Source organism: Rhodococcus sp. NPDC057297 (genome assembly GCF_042667435.1).
Taxonomy (GTDB): Bacteria; Actinomycetota; Actinomycetes; order Mycobacteriales; family Mycobacteriaceae; genus Rhodococcoides.
Map to the genome: position 1 here is coordinate 388,194 of NZ_JBHUZE010000003.1, position 14,115 is coordinate 402,308.

Below are 14,115 nucleotides of genomic sequence, written 5' to 3' on the forward strand. Positions count from 1 at the left end.
GTACGAAATGAACCGATCTCTTGCCATTCGTCGTACTTTTGGGCATAGTGAGCCGAGTCACCTCCCGGGGGAGGTGTCGACCACCTCACCGAAAAGGTAAATGCCCATGCTCACGACACTCGCCCAGGCCGCCGACGGCGCCACCGCGTCGGACGCTCGACTCATCCTGTCCGCGATCGTCGGCGTCGCGGTCATCATCGGTCTCATCACCTGGCTGAAACTCCACCCGTTCGTCTCCCTGACCATCGGAGCCGTCGGAGTCGGCATCGCCGCCGGACTCGGTGCAGCCGATTCGGTGGCGGCCTTCGTCGAAGGCTTCGGATCGACGATGGGCAGCGTCGGCATCCTCATCGGATTCGGCGCGATGTTCGGCAAACTGCTCGCCGATTCCGGCGGAGCGGACCGAGTGGTCGACACACTCGTCGGGAAATCCTCGCCCGCGCTCCTTCCCTGGACGATGGCGCTCGTCGGCGCCGTGATCGGGCTACCGATGTTCTTCGAGATCGGCCTCGTCCTGCTGATGCCAGTGATCATCCTGGTGGCCAGGCGGTCCGGTCAGCCCCTGATTCGAATCGCCATCCCGACGCTGGCAGGACTGTCCGCGATGCACGGTCTGGTGCCGCCGCACCCGGGCCCGCTCGTCGCCGTCTCCGCTTTGGACGCCAACCTCGGACTCACGCTCGGTCTCGGAGTGATCGTCGCGATCCCGACGGTCGTCGTCGCCGGACCGCTGTTCGGCAAGCTCGCGTCCAAGTGGGTGGACGTGCCGGTTCCCGCCCTGTTCGAGACCTCGGAGGACGAGGAATCGCGCCGACGCCCGACGTTCGCGGCGACCTTGGCTGCGATCCTGCTCCCGGTGGTCCTCATGCTCGGCAAGGCTGCGGCCGACGTCATTGCCGCAGAATCGAGTTCACCTCTGAAGGGCCTGCTCGACTTCCTCGGCACCCCCGTGGTCGCGTTGGGGATCGCAGTCCTCGCCGGCATCTTCCTCCTCGGCCGCGGAGGTGGAATGGACCGTCCGGCGATCGCGAAATCCCTCGAGAGCTCGCTGCCACCGATCGCCGGAATCCTTCTGATCGTCGGTGCCGGAGGCGGTTTCAAGCAAGTACTCATCGACACAGGAATCGCCGACGTCATCGCCGACGCCATCAAATCCAGCAGCCTGCCCGTTCTCTTCCTCGCCTGGTTGGTCGCGGTGCTGATTCGCGTCGCGACAGGCTCGGCGACCGTGGCCACGGTGACCGCGTCGGGAATCCTGGCTCCTGTTGCAGCAGAACTGTCCTCGACGCACGTCTCCTTGATGGTCCTGGCGATCGGCGCAGGCTCACTCTTCCTGTCGCACGTCAACGACGCCGGATTCTGGTTGGTGAAGGAGTACCTGGGTACCTCCGTCGTGCAGAATCTGAAGACATGGAGTGTGATGGAGTGCGTGATCTCGGTGACAGGCCTGGCCGGTGTGCTGGCGTTGAGTGTGGTGATCTGACATGACAACACACCCGGTGCTGGTGATCATGGGCGTATCCGGATCCGGAAAGTCCACCGTCGCAGGCATTCTCGCCGGAGCGCTCAAATGGGACCTGCAAGAGGGCGACGATCTTCACCCCGACGCCAACGTCGCCAAGATGGCCTCGGGCCACCCGCTCACCGACGAGGACCGATGGCCGTGGCTCGAGACCATCGCGGACTGGATTCGGGCGCACACAGAAGCGGGTGAGGCGGGGATCGTCACGTGCTCGGCACTCAAACGCAGCTACCGTGACGTCCTGCGGAAAGGTTCGGAGGGCAACGTCGTGTTCGTCCACCTCGCAGGCTCCCGCGAACGTATCAGCGGCAGACTCAACGCGCGCATGAACCACTTCATGCCCAGCGGGCTCCTCGACACCCAGATGTCGACCCTCGAACCCATCGACCCCGACGAACCCGCCATCGTCATCGACGTCGGTCCACCACCCGCAGACATCGCGGCCTCCATCATCGCCGAACTCGAGACCTATCTTCGGACCGAATGAACCGTTCGGTCACTCCAAGTGACCGAACGTCACGTTCGGTCCGGCGGAGGGGCGAGGTATGAAGCAGCGGTGCTGGTTTTTAAGCATACGAATGAACGACTTTCTTGCCAAAAATATGGTGAATGCGAGAAAGTGAACTAGTTCACGACTACATCATCCGCGCGGACAGGTCACGAGCCTCACCGCACGAGCATCCGAAGAGGAGACACCGATGGTGAGAGGTGCGCCGTCCAGGCCGGTGGAGTTGCCGGTGCCGACCGCCGACGTGTGGGACTGGCAGCTGCACGGTCGCTGTCGTGGGTACGACTCGTCGGTGTTCTACCACCCCGAGGGTGAACGGGGACGCGCCCGCGCGCAACGCGAGCGCAAGGCGAAGGACATCTGCTCCACGTGTCCGGTCCTGCTCCGATGCCGCACGCACGCGCTGTCGGTGAACGAACCGTACGGAGTGTGGGGCGGAATGTCCGCGCACGATCGCGCCGACTACTACCGCGCCGAAGCACGCTTCGCCTGAAGGGTCGTTCCTGCAGGCTCCACTCCTGGTCTGACGGGTCGTTCCTGCAGGCTCCACTCCTGGCCTGACGGGTCGTTCCTGCAGGCTCCACTCCTGGCCTGACGGGTCGTTCCTGCAGGCTCCACTCCTGGTCTGATCTGGTCGTTCCTGCAGGCTCCACTCCTGGTGGCCTAGTCTCACCGACGTGGATCGAACTCCGTTGCCGCCTCGTGTGAAGGGGTGGGATGTCGCAGTCTCGGTGACCGCTCTTGTGTTCACCGTGATGCTCGGCGGGCTGGCGTTGCTCGTCGGGGTGTTCTCGTTGGCGTTTCTCGATCACTGTCCTCCGGAGACGTGCAACGTCGACGGGGCAGTCACCGCGGTCGGAGTTGCTCTCGGGGCGGCGGGACTCGTCGGCGTCGTGGGCGTGGTGACGACTCTCGTTCGCCTGGCTCGCCGGCGCACTGCATGGCCGTTCGCCGTCGGCACCGTCGTCGTGTGCATGCTCACCTGCATGGCGGGCGTCGTGGGATACGCAGCGGCCGTCGGAGCCTGACGATCGGCGTTTGTGTCGGTGGGCCGGTGCAGTATGTCGAGTCATGAACAAGGTTCTGCGGGCGACGCTGGCAAGTGCAGTCGTCATCACCACCGTCATCGGTATCGCGTCGTTCGTTCTCAGTTTCGCTGCGCTGTGGGACCTGGCGACCATGGCGGGTGTGCCCCGGAGCCTGTCCTGGCTGTGGCCGGTCATCGTGGACGGCACCATTCTGCAGGCCACCATCTCAGTGATTGCTCTCGCGCAGTTCGAGGATCAACGCAGTGGTCGACGCTTCTTCTGGGCGGTGTTGGTCACGGCCGCTCTCGTCAGCATCGGAGCAAACGCCATGCACGCCTTCATTTCCGGCGCAGGCACATTGCATCCGGCGCTGTCTGCGACCATCGCCACCGTCGCGCCGGTCAGCCTGCTCGCCGCCACCCACGGCCTCGGCATTCTGGTCAGGGTCCCGTCGGGCACCGTGGTGACGGTCGACGAGATTCCCGCCGCCCACACGCACGAGCACGTCGAGACAAGTGCCGACATCGAAGAACCCCGCGAGATCACCCGGCGCGCTGATCCGATCGTCGAGCCCCTGCCGTCCGTCCATCCCACGCAACGAGTTCAGTCGGAGGGTTCAGACGTCGATCCGCTCGTCGACGTGGACCGATGGGTACTCGACGACGACCGTGTCGAGGATCTTTACCCGGTCGATGCACCCTGAGCAGGCACGAGGCAATGAGCACCGATGGACCGGCGCAGTCCGTGGCACCATCGAGAAGATGACCGACGTGACGCCGCTACAGCCAGGCCCCGGGCAGGAGTCGGTGTGGGACTACCCTCGCCCTCCGCGTCTGGAGCATTCGAACCGATTGATCACCGTCAGGTTCGGGGGGATCCTCGTCGCCGAGACCAGGGAGGCGTGGCGAGTCCTCGAAACGAGCCATCCGCCGACGTGGTACATCCCGCGCGACGACGTCGCCGCAGATGCCCTGAGGCCGTCGGCGGCACGGTCCACCCACTGCGAGTGGAAGGGCGCGGCAACGTACTGGGATGTCGTCTGCGGTGGCGCGGTGAGCGAAGGCGCGGCGTGGAGTTACGAGACTCCGACGGAACAATTTCTGCCCATCACAGGGCATCTCGCGTTCTCACCCAGTCGCTTGGAATGTGAGGTCGACGGTGAACGCGCCACCCCGCAGGAAGGTGGATTCTACGAAGGCTGGATCACCAGCGACGTTGTCGGCCCGTTCAAAGGCATCCCCGGCAGCTGGGGTTGGTGAACTACTGCTGCCCGAACCGCTCGTGGTGAACGGCGTCGGACAGGGGACGGCGATTGCGCCAGCCGAAGCGTTCCAGGTCAGGGACCTCCTGGAATTCGGTGACCGGTCCCACGCACAGCCACGCTATGGGCCTCACCGGGGACGGTATGTCGAGTAGTTCGGTGAGGAACTGCTCCTGGTAGAACGAGACCCAGCCGACCCCGATCCTCTCCGAAACTGCAGCGAGCCACAGGTTCTGGATAGCGAGTACCGCGGAGAACAATCCGGTGTCGTCGACGGTTGCGCGGCCGAGTATGTGCGTGCCGCCGCGCTCCGGGTCGTAGGTGACGACGACGCCGGTGCGGCTCGATTCGATTCCCTCGATACGGATCGGGTCGAACGTCGCCCGCCTGTCCGCAGACAGGGAGTCGGCGAACGCCACCCGTTCGTCGGCGACGTGCTTCGCGAAGGCGGCAAGAGTGTCCGGGGACTGCACGACGACGAAATCCCACGGCTGAGTGTTGCCCACACTGGGCGCGTGGTGTGCGGCGTCGAGAATTCGGTGAAGCATGGCGTCGTCGATGCACGTCCCGTCGAACTCGGCGCGGACGTCACGCCTCGACCGGATGGCCGTGTGAACGGACATGTGTTCGCCGGCGCCGTTGCCGACAGTCATGATGTCTGCACCTCTCCACTCAGTCTCGCATCGATCGCTGCGACAGCCGCGGGTATGTCGGCGGCCGGCACGGGACGGCCCAGATGGAAACCTTGAGCGTGGTCGCAGCGAAGGTCCTTCAACGCCAGGAGCGTCTGCTCGTCCTCGACGCCCTCGGCTACGACGGTGAGCCCGAGTGTCCGAGCGAGGTCGATCGTGGAGCGGACGATCACCTGGTGTGCGACGACCGATGTCATGTCGGCGACGAAGACCTTGTCGATTTTCAATTGCTGTACGGGCAGAGTCTGCAGGTACGCGAGCGAACTGTACCCGGTGCCGTAGTCGTCGATGACGAGCGTGACGCCGAGATCGCGCAGCTTGTTCAGGGTTTCGATGGCCCCGGGAGGGTCCGTCATCGACGACGTTTCGGTGATCTCGATCGCGAGTGTCGACGGATCGAGGTGCGAGGTGTTCAGTACTCGCGCAACCTGCTCGACGAGTGTGGTGTCCAACAGGTTTCGGGTCGAAATGTTGACCGAGACGGTCAGGTCGATGCCGTCTTCGCTCCATGCTTGCCGTTGTGTGGCGACCTCGGTGAGCACGTAGTCGAGTAGCGGTCTGATCAGGCCGGTGCGCTCCGCCACGGGAAGGAATGCCGCGGGTTCGACGAGGCCGCGTTCCGGATGGTTCCATCGCAGGAGGGCTTCGACGCCGATCGCCCTCATCGTCTTCAGGTCGACCTGCACCTGGTAGTAGATAGCGAGGTGTCGTTGCTCGATGGCGTTGCCCAGCTCGCTGAGCAGTGACAGCTGGGCTCTGTTGTCGCGATCCATCGAACCGTCGTACACGGCAATACGTGGTTGCACTGTTTTTGCGTATTGTGTTGCGCGATAGGCCTGTTTGGCCAGTCCTTCGGTGGCGGCCGACACGTCGGATCGAGTCCTGCTCGCGGACAGGGCAATGCCGATGCTGACTTCCACGAGCAGCGTGGCCGGGCCGACGGTAACGGGCTGATTCAGTGACGCATGCAGGCGCCCTGCGACATTGACGGCGTCCGACCGTTCGGCGTGGAGGACCACGGCGAACTCGTCTGCCCCGACTCGACCGATCACGCCGACTCGACCGATCGAAGCGCCGAGCCGTAGTGCAACCGCGCGCAACACGTCGTCACCGATACCGTGGCCGAAGGTGTCGTTGATCTCGTGAAACCGGTCGACGTCGATGATCAGGAACGCCAATGGCGTGTCGCGGCGACTGTCGTGGGACATCCATTTCTCGACGCCGATGCGGTTGGACATGCCCGTGAGTTGGTCTGTTTCGGCCACACCGCGCAGTGCGCGCGTCTGTCGTGCCAGGAGCAGGAGCAGCTCGGACACGCGGATGAACACGAGGACGACGAGAACGGTGGCGCATGCCACCACGCCCCAGCCCCATTCCGCCACCGGCTCGCCGCGGATCAAGAGGATGGCCATGGCCGCGGGGGCGGTGAGAGTAGCGGCAGTGACGACCACGACGGTGGGGAAGCTGAACGAGGCAGCCGCTGTGTCCGCCGGGCCTCGCCGCGGCTTCGGCGACGCAAGAGTGCACACCGACGGGTGCAGGGCGGCCGTTCCGACCAGGAGGTAGAAGGTGAGATACCCGGCGTCGGTCACGCTCGTACCGATTCCGACGAACGAAGTGGAGGTCGCTTCGGCGGCGAGATCGGCTGCTAGGACCACGACTACGGCGACGGTGAGCAGACGATAGGACACGCTCCGCCATTGCGGTGCGCCGACGAAGTGAACGAGCAGACCGAGCAGGTACACATCCATCGCCGGATAGGCGACGGCCAGCACTCCTTCGGCGGTGGACACGTCGACCGAATCGGGACGTACGACGAACACCCACAGCAGCAGACCGAACGCGATCATCACGATGGCACTGTTGGCCACGTGACCGAGTTGGCCTCGCCGCCAGCCCCGGTGGACCAGAAGGTAGAGCCCCGATGCGAGAACGGGGTATCCGGCGAGGTAGATGATGTCGACGACGGTGATGGCGGGTGGCGAGTCCGCCGTCGCCAGAACGAACGCCGTCGCGTCACCCAGGGCCCAGAGTCCGCTCCCGATCGCGATCAGAATCCACCCGGACATCGATGCAGGCCGGTTCACCGCAACGCCGACGACGACTGCGGCGACGGACGCGACAGAGACGGCCACGAAGAGCGTGTTCGAGGGAGCGCCAGTCGGCATCGACAGGTACACGGCGCAGGCGGTGATGCCGAACGCGGGGAACAGCCACCATTTCACCAGGGTGCGTCCTTCCCTGCGTCCTGTACCTGCGCTCGGCCGATGTGATCCACTCTAGGGGAGCCGGTGCTCGTCGTAGGTGAACACCGGCAACTACAGGGCGATCGTTTTGCTAGGTAAGCCTTAGCTGGGTTACTTTTGCTTGCGTGTTCAACAAAGCTATCGTTCGCGCCACCTCCGCTGTGGCAGTACTCGCCCTCGCCGCCGGTTGCTCGTCCAATTCGGGAGACGAACCGCAATCCACTGAATCCTGGAATTACACAACTGCATTCGGCAATACCGTGACGACCGACGCGCACCCCGACACGATCGTCGTCGACGCGTACAGCGCTGCCGCACTGTGGGACTACGGCATCCGCCCGGACGGTGTGTTCGGATTCGGACTGGCCGACGGATCCGCGCTCGGCACTGCCGAAGCCGATCGAATGACCGTCATCGGCACCGACTCGGTGTTCGACACCGAAGCCGCCGCGGCACTCGATCCCGACGTGATCATCGGGTACGCGAAGGAGGCTGCACCGCAGTCCTGGACGTGGTGGGACGCCTCGCAGGCCGAGCAGATCGCTGCTGTGGCGCCGTTTCTCGGAGTCGACGTCAGCTTGTCGATCGACGAGTCGCTCGAACAGTACCGATCCATCGCGGAGGCCCTGGGAGCCGACGTCGACAACCCCGACATCGCTGCTGACCGTGAAGACTTCGAAGCGGCGAAGCAGCGGGTGAAGGACGCAGTCGCGAACAAGCCCGGACTGACGGTCATGCCACTGAACGTCGACACCGACGGTATCTACATCGGCACCGAGAACCTCGTCGTACTGAAACTGCTGCGTGAGCTCGGCTTGACCCTCGCCGGTCCGGAAGCGGACGGCCCATGGTCGACGGTGAGCTGGGAAAACGTGCCTCAGTACCCGGCCGATATCGTCCTCGAATACCCGGCGAGCAAACCCATCCTCGCCGACTCCGCGATTTACCGATCTCTGCCCGCCGTAGCGGGAGGCCAGGTCCTCGACTGGGACGACAAGCGCCCCAACACCTACGCCGAGTACGCCGACTGGCTCGGGCAGCTGGCGGACACCATCGAGAGCGCGAACAAGCTCACCTGAACCCGCGGAAGCAAAACCCATGGCGTCGGCGACGCGCTCGGATTACCGTCACATCCTGTGATCACGTTTCGGCGCGTCGTCGACGCGGATTTTCCGCTGATCGGGCAGTGGCTGTCGCACCCGCACGTCGCACGCTGGTGGAACCAAGAGTTCACCGCCGAGGCAGTGAAACGAGATTTCGGTCCCGTCGCGCGCGGCGAGGAACCCGCTCAGGACCTGCTGGCCTTCGAGGACGGCAAGCCGTTCGCCCTCGTCCAGCGATGCAGGTGGGCCGACTACCCCGAGGACCTCGCTGCGATTGCCGCGTACATCGACATGCCCGCCGAGGCCGCCACGATCGACTACCTGATCGGTGAGGCATCCGAGATCCACCGTGGCCGCGGAACACGATTGATCGCAGCGTTCGCGGAGGACACCTTCCGGGCCTATCCGTCGTCGGACAGCATCATCGTTCCGGTCGTCGCGGGCAACCGTCAGTCGTGGCGGGCGTTGGAGAAAGCCGGGTTTCGGCGCATCGGCGAAGCCGAGCTCGAAGCGGACAATCCGATCGACCCACCGCTGCACTACGTGCAGCGCCTGGACCGCGTCTGACGGACACCGAGGGCGGGAGCACAATCTCCTCATGGAGATTGCTGTCCTGCTCGTCGTGCTCGCGATCGGCGTCCTCGCCGTCGCGGCACTCGCCGAACGACTCGACGTCCCGGCGCCGCTGCTGCTGATTCTGGTGGGTGCCGCGGCGTCGTACGTTCCCGGCGTCCCCGAGATCCATCTCGAACCGGAGGTGGTCCTTCTCGGCCTGCTGCCGCCACTGCTGTACGCCACGGCAATTCAATCGTCATTGGTCGACTTCAATGCCAACCGACGGTCGATTCTGCTGCTGTCGATCGTTCTGGTGATCGCGACGACGTTCGGCATCGGTGCCGTCGTACATGCGCTTCTCCCGGGCATCTCGTGGCCGGCGGCGTTGGCGATCGGGGCCGTCGTCGCACCTCCGGACGCCGTCGCGGCCACCGCGATCGGCCGCCGCATCGGACTGCCTCGTCGAGTCGTCACCATCCTCGAAGGAGAGTCTCTGCTCAACGACGCCACCGCGTTGGTCGCGCTGAGCACGGCGATCTTCGCCCTCGGGCATTCGGTTCACGTCGGTCAGGTCGGACTGGACTTCCTCGTGGCTGCAGGTGGGGGCGTTGCCATCGGTCTGGTGACCTTCCTGGTCGTCGCGAAACTGCGTCGGCGATTGACCAATCCTGTTCTCGACACCGCCATTTCGTTCATCGTCCCGTTCGCCGCGTACCTTCTCGCCGAGGAGGTGCACGCGTCGGGTGTGCTCGCCGTCGTCGTCGCGGGGCTTCTGCTGGGGCACAAGGCGCCCATTCTGCAGTCCGCGCAGTCGCGGATCGCCGAGCGAATCAACTGGCGAACCATCGCCTACATCCTCGAGAACGCCGTCTTCCTGTTGATCGGTCTGCAGGCGTCGTGGCTGCTCCGCGACGTCGGGACCAGTGCGTTGCCCGCCACGACCATCGTCGCCGTCTGCGCCGCGACACTCGTCGGCGTCATCGCGATTCGTATGGTGTGGGTGTTCGTCGCGCGCTTCGCGTTGATTCACCCCGGCGCCGACGCGTCGACCGGTGTGGTCCCGTCCTGGCGCTACACGCTCCTGATCGGGTGGGCCGGGATGCGCGGAGTGGTGACGCTGGCCGCCGCGTTCGTGATCCCCTTGGGGACGGAGTACCGCGAAATTCTGCTGCTGATCGCCTTCACCGTGGTCGCAGGAACCCTGTTCGTGCAGGGCCTCACGTTGCCTGTCCTCGCACGCCTGTTGAAGGTGCCGTCGCCGGACCCGATGGACGACGCGTTGGCGCGAGCGACCCTGCTGCAGCAGGCGTCGAAGGCCGGGGAGAAGGCACTGGACGAGCTCGAGTACGACGATCCGCACGGAGTGGAAGCCCTGGTCCGCCAGCGCGTCGAGCAGCGGAATTTCTCGGCGTGGGAACGGCTCGGTACCACCGCCGAACAGGAGACCCCGAGCGAGCTGTACGCGCGGGTCCGTCTGACGATGATCGAGGCCGAGCGTGCCCGGATCCTGGAGATCAGAAGCACCGGCACCGTCCCGTCCGAGGTGGTCGGCGAGGTTCTCGCCATGCTCGACGTCGAGGAGTCGATGATCGACATCGCAAGCGAGGACCGTAGCGAGATCAAGGTGTCCAATGCGCGGCGCGTCCACCCCGGGTCCGGGTGCGAGGAACTGGACCGATACCCGGTGGCGGAGAACCTGTCCGACGGTACGTGCCATGAATGCATCCGCGAGGGGACGGAATGGGTCGCCCTGCGGCAGTGCCTCGAATGCGGCAACGTCGCCTGCTGCGACTCGTCGCCCAAACGACACGCAACGGCCCACTTCCACGCCACGACGCACCCCGTCATGGAGTCCGCCGAACCCGGTGAGAACTGGCGCTGGTGCTACATCCACCACGTCACTGCCTGAGAAAGTTCGTACCTGTCGGACCGTCGTGCGAACATATGTTCGTGATCATGCATGCCGATCTCGACTCGTTCTACGCGTCGGTCGAGCAGAGGGACGACCCGCGCCTGAGGGGAAGACCAGTCCTCGTGGGCGGCGGTGTCGTGCTCGCGGCAAGCTACGAGGCGAAGGCCTTCGGAGTGCGTACCCCCATGAGCGGGTCGCAGGCACGCGCATTGTGCCGCGACGCCGTCGTCGTTCCTCCCAGGATGGACGCCTACATCGAGGCGAGCAAGGCCGTCTTCGAGATCTTCCGCGACACCACCCCGCTCGTCGAGGGGATCTCGGTGGACGAGGCGTTCCTCGACGTCACCGGTCTGGGAAAGATCCGCGGCACTCCGGTGCAGGTGGCCCAGCGGCTCAGACGCGAGGTCAAGGAGAAGGTCGGGCTGCCCATCACGGTCGGCATCGCGAGCACCAAGTTCCTCGCGAAGGTCGCCAGTGCAGTCGGCAAGCCCGACGGCCTCCTGCTCGTCGAGCCGGGCCGTGAGCTCGAGTTCCTGCATCCACTGAAGATCGAGCGGTTGTGGGGCGTGGGGAAGGTGACCGCAGAGAAGCTGCACGCCTTCGACATCGTCACCGTCGGTGACATCGCCGCGCAGTCGGAGGCGTCGATCGTCTCGATTCTGGGGAAGGGCGCCGGGCATCACCTGTACTCGTTGGCCAACAACCGCGATCCCCGACGCGTGCAGACCTACCGCGGACGCAGCTCGATCGGCGCCCAGCACGCACTCGGGCGTGGCCCCACATCACCGAAGGACGTCGAGGCGTCGCTCATCGCTCTGGTGGACCGCGTGACGCAGCGTATGCGTGCCGCCGAGCGAACGGGCCGTACGGTCGTCCTTCGGCTTCGGTTCGCGGACTTCACCAAGATCACGCGCTCGCACACACTGAACCGGGCAACAGCGGACACTCGGGACATTCTCGATGCCGCCCTCGCGTTGCTGCGTGACGCTGCGCCGCTGATCGCGGATCAGGGCATTACGCTGGTCGGGGTGACCGTCGCCAACATCGAGCGCACCGGTGCCGAGCAGCTCGAGCTGCAGTTCGATGCGGCACCGCGCAGCGGGGTACAGGACGCGCCGAGCGCCTCGGCGTTGGACATCGCTCTCGACGGTGTGCACAGCAAATTCGGGAAGAAGGCGCTGACCAGAGGGGTACTGCTGGGCCGTGACTCCGGACTGTCCGTGCCGCTACTTCCGGATTGACACCGTCAGCCGGAAGTCCTTCGGCATCAGCGTCAGCCGCTCCTCGACCTTCAGGCGATACGCCGGATCTGCGTGAAAATCGAACTGCTGCAGCAACGTTCCGAGTACCAGGACGGCCTCGTGAATGGCGAATTGTCTGCCGATGCAGGCGCGTTCGCCGGTGCCCCAGGGCTTGTAGACGTGGCCCGGACGTGAGCGCACCTCGGCCGAGACGAAGCGGTCGGGATCGAACACCTCGGGGTTCTCACCCCAGACCGGGTCGCGATGCAACCCGGGAATCAGCACGAATGCCCAATCGCCCTTCTTCATCTCGTGCACGCCGCCGATGACAGTGTCCTCCCTGGCCTCTCGCGCGAATGCAGGCGCCGTCGGCCACAACCGCAAGGTCTCGTCCAGTACTCGCCGGACGTAGCGCAGCTTGGGTATCTGCTCGAACGACGGTGCTTCACCGCCCCAGACCTCGTCGACCTCCGCGCGTGCGGCGTCCAGTACATCCGGATTGTTCGCGAGGTAGTAGAGGGCGAACGAGAGTGCCCCCGAGGTGGTCTCGTGGCCTGCGATCAGAAAGGTCAGTATCTGCTGGCGAATGTTCACTTCGCTCAGCGCATTCGGGTTTCCGGAATCACGCGCGGCGTCCAGCATGATCTCGAGCAGATCTGCATGGGCGCCCGGTGTGGAACGTTCGTCGCGGCGGGTACGCACGATGTCGTCGAGGACCTGCTCGAGGTAACGCTGATTCGCGAGGTTGCGCCGGTCGGCTTTCTTGAAGACGAGGTTCGCCAACCAGGGGATGGGAACGATCTCGCGACGCTGATTGTGCGAGAGCACTCCGACCATCGCGTCGACGAAGGGGTGGGGTTTGCTTCGGCTGAAGGAATCGAAACCGTAGCTGAACCCGGTGCGTCCGATGGTGTCGAGCGTCAGCTTCGTCATGTCCGAGGAGACGTCCACGGAGGTCTGCGAACGCCAGTGTGCCGCAAGCTCGGACGCGACGGTGAGCATGATGTCGTGGTATCCGCGCATGGCGCTCTGAGCGAACGCGGGGCGCAGGAGGTCGTGTGCCTTCTGCCAGTTCGGTTCGTGAGAGTAGGCAGTGAACAGTCCGTCACCGCCGACGGATCTGAGGCCTTCGATCGCGGGGGAGACGTGCTTGACGAATCTGGACTCGTCGCACAGTTCCCCGGCGAGGTCGGCGCCGGAGACGAGCACGTAGCGGCGACCGAGGACGACCCGCTCGAAAATCGGGCCGAGCCGAGCGGCGAGTGCCATCGAGTCCTGAACCGGCGTCGACGCGTGGGCGCCGACGACGTCGCCCAGGATGGGCAGACGCCGGGGCGGATGGGGGAGAGCCGGGCTGCGTACTCCGACGTCGACGACCATGGGTGACCTCTCCGCTCGTTACTGAACTCGGATACAACAACGAACGTACTCACTACTGAATCCGTGTCAAGTAGCATCGCGGATGATGAACGGCGTTCGAAAACGACTCTCTCCTGACCTGCGGCGCGCGCAACTACTCGACATCGGGTCGAAGCTGTTCGCCGACAGGCCCTACGACGAGGTCTGGATAGAGGAGGTCGCCGACCTGGCGGGGGTGTCACGTGGCCTGATGTACCACTACTTCGCGTCCAAGCGAGATTTCTTCGCGGAGATCATGAGGGTCGAGTCCGCGCGCATTCTCGACACGACCGCACCGGATACATCACTGCCGGTGGCGGATCAGGTTGCGGCCGGCCTCGACGCCTACATTCGCTACACCGTCGAACACGAACACGGCGTCCGGGCCATCAACCGCGGTGCCATGCTGGGCGACGCGGAAATCCAGGCCATCCTCAGCGACGAACTGGAAGTGCAGCAGCAGCGGATTCTGGCCGCGCTGCCCGCCGAGATTCGCGAGGACGAGATCACCCGTACGGCGCTGCGTGGCTGGGTGTCGTTCGTGCGTGCGGTCTGCATGGACTGGCTCGATCGCCGGTCCATCAGCGAGGACGAGGTCAAGCAGCTGTGCCTGCGTGCACTCGACGGGCTGCTCAGGACGTGAAGACCG

14 protein-coding genes are annotated in these 14,115 nt (G+C 64.9%); 11 read left to right on the forward strand and 3 right to left on the reverse strand.

The genetic code is table 11. The features are described 5' to 3' along the window. Positions 1-106: 106 nt before the first annotated feature. The 6 genes from ACFULT_RS11790 (at position 107) to ACFULT_RS11815 (ending at position 4,317) form a co-directional block, all read left to right on the forward strand. Positions 107-1,483: a GntP family permease gene (locus ACFULT_RS11790; protein ID WP_094720601.1), complete on the forward strand. Its 1,377-nt coding sequence runs from the start codon at positions 107-109 to the stop codon at positions 1,481-1,483. Position 1,484: 1 nt separating this feature from the next. Next, entirely contained in the window at positions 1,485-2,009 is a 525-nt protein-coding gene (locus ACFULT_RS11795; protein WP_037112381.1) for a gluconokinase, read from the forward strand. A 211-nt stretch (positions 2,010-2,220) separates the two neighbouring features. Continuing rightward, positions 2,221-2,523, forward strand: a complete 303-nt coding sequence (locus ACFULT_RS11800) for a WhiB family transcriptional regulator (RefSeq protein WP_037112379.1) — start codon at positions 2,221-2,223, stop codon at positions 2,521-2,523. Between the two features lie 211 nt (positions 2,524-2,734). Continuing rightward, entirely contained in the window at positions 2,735-3,058 is a 324-nt protein-coding gene (locus tag ACFULT_RS11805) for a hypothetical protein (RefSeq protein WP_378481680.1), read from the forward strand. A gap of 43 nt (positions 3,059-3,101) precedes the next feature. Further along, positions 3,102-3,761, forward strand: a complete 660-nt coding sequence (locus ACFULT_RS11810) for a DUF2637 domain-containing protein (protein ID WP_094720604.1) — start codon at positions 3,102-3,104, stop codon at positions 3,759-3,761. 58 nt (positions 3,762-3,819) lie between these two features. Next, complete coding sequence (locus tag ACFULT_RS11815; RefSeq protein ID WP_241483888.1) at positions 3,820-4,317, forward strand: DUF427 domain-containing protein; 498 nt, start codon at positions 3,820-3,822, stop codon at positions 4,315-4,317. A gap of 1 nt (position 4,318) precedes the next feature. Here ACFULT_RS11815 and bluB read toward each other — a convergent pair whose 3' ends face one another. After that, positions 4,319-4,972: a 5,6-dimethylbenzimidazole synthase gene (gene bluB, locus ACFULT_RS11820; protein ID WP_378481533.1), complete on the reverse strand. Its 654-nt coding sequence runs from the start codon at positions 4,970-4,972 to the stop codon at positions 4,319-4,321. Continuing rightward, complete coding sequence (locus ACFULT_RS11825) at positions 4,969-7,236, reverse strand: putative bifunctional diguanylate cyclase/phosphodiesterase (RefSeq protein WP_378481534.1); 2,268 nt, start codon at positions 7,234-7,236, stop codon at positions 4,969-4,971. Before ACFULT_RS11825 ends, bluB begins: the two co-directional genes overlap by 4 nt. Positions 7,237-7,382: 146 nt before the next feature. Here ACFULT_RS11825 and ACFULT_RS11830 point away from each other — a divergent pair, with 146 nt between their 5' ends. The 4 genes from ACFULT_RS11830 to dinB are packed head-to-tail and all read left to right on the forward strand — an operon-like array spanning position 7,383 to position 12,068. Continuing rightward, on the forward strand, positions 7,383-8,336 hold the full coding sequence (locus ACFULT_RS11830) for an ABC transporter substrate-binding protein (RefSeq protein WP_241483887.1): 954 nt from the start codon (positions 7,383-7,385) through the stop codon (positions 8,334-8,336). A 57-nt stretch (positions 8,337-8,393) separates the two neighbouring features. Next, a complete protein-coding gene (locus tag ACFULT_RS11835; protein ID WP_378481535.1) occupies positions 8,394-8,927 on the forward strand; it encodes a GNAT family N-acetyltransferase in 534 nt (177 codons plus the stop codon). A 31-nt stretch (positions 8,928-8,958) separates the two neighbouring features. Then, positions 8,959-10,824: a Na+/H+ antiporter gene (locus ACFULT_RS11840; RefSeq protein ID WP_094720608.1), complete on the forward strand. Its 1,866-nt coding sequence runs from the start codon at positions 8,959-8,961 to the stop codon at positions 10,822-10,824. Positions 10,825-10,859: 35 nt separating this feature from the next. Next, the gene (gene dinB / locus ACFULT_RS11845) at positions 10,860-12,068 is read left to right on the forward strand and encodes a DNA polymerase IV (RefSeq protein WP_094720609.1); all 1,209 of its coding nucleotides are present in this window, start codon (positions 10,860-10,862) and stop codon (positions 12,066-12,068) included. On the opposite strand, the gene ACFULT_RS11850 is transcribed toward dinB, so the two are convergent. Then, positions 12,054-13,448: a cytochrome P450 gene (locus tag ACFULT_RS11850; RefSeq protein WP_037112365.1), complete on the reverse strand. Its 1,395-nt coding sequence runs from the start codon at positions 13,446-13,448 to the stop codon at positions 12,054-12,056. The two genes, dinB and ACFULT_RS11850, sit on opposite strands and share 15 nt — an antisense overlap. A gap of 85 nt (positions 13,449-13,533) precedes the next feature. Here ACFULT_RS11850 and ACFULT_RS11855 point away from each other — a divergent pair, with 85 nt between their 5' ends. Further along, entirely contained in the window at positions 13,534-14,109 is a 576-nt protein-coding gene (locus ACFULT_RS11855; RefSeq protein WP_378481536.1) for a TetR/AcrR family transcriptional regulator, read from the forward strand. The last annotated feature ends 6 nt before the right edge of the window (positions 14,110-14,115 follow it).

Bases quoted from the DNA above. Each gene is read 5' to 3' on its own strand.
- ACFULT_RS11790 (WP_094720601.1), top strand. From the start codon at position 107: ATGCTCACGACACTCGCCCAGGCCGCCGACGGCGCCACCGCGTCGGAC.
- ACFULT_RS11795 (WP_037112381.1), top strand. From the start codon at position 1,485: ATGACAACACACCCGGTGCTGGTGATCATGGGCGTATCCGGATCCGGA.
- ACFULT_RS11800 (WP_037112379.1), top strand. From the start codon at position 2,221: ATGGTGAGAGGTGCGCCGTCCAGGCCGGTGGAGTTGCCGGTGCCGACC.
- ACFULT_RS11810 (WP_094720604.1), top strand. From the start codon at position 3,102: ATGAACAAGGTTCTGCGGGCGACGCTGGCAAGTGCAGTCGTCATCACC.
- ACFULT_RS11815 (WP_241483888.1), top strand. From the start codon at position 3,820: ATGACCGACGTGACGCCGCTACAGCCAGGCCCCGGGCAGGAGTCGGTG.
- bluB (WP_378481533.1), bottom strand. From the start codon at position 4,972: ATGACTGTCGGCAACGGCGCCGGCGAACACATGTCCGTTCACACGGCC.
- ACFULT_RS11840 (WP_094720608.1), top strand. From the start codon at position 8,959: ATGGAGATTGCTGTCCTGCTCGTCGTGCTCGCGATCGGCGTCCTCGCC.
- dinB (WP_094720609.1), top strand. From the start codon at position 10,860: ATGTTCGTGATCATGCATGCCGATCTCGACTCGTTCTACGCGTCGGTC.
- ACFULT_RS11850 (WP_037112365.1), bottom strand. From the start codon at position 13,448: ATGGTCGTCGACGTCGGAGTACGCAGCCCGGCTCTCCCCCATCCGCCC.
- ACFULT_RS11855 (WP_378481536.1), top strand. From the start codon at position 13,534: ATGAACGGCGTTCGAAAACGACTCTCTCCTGACCTGCGGCGCGCGCAA.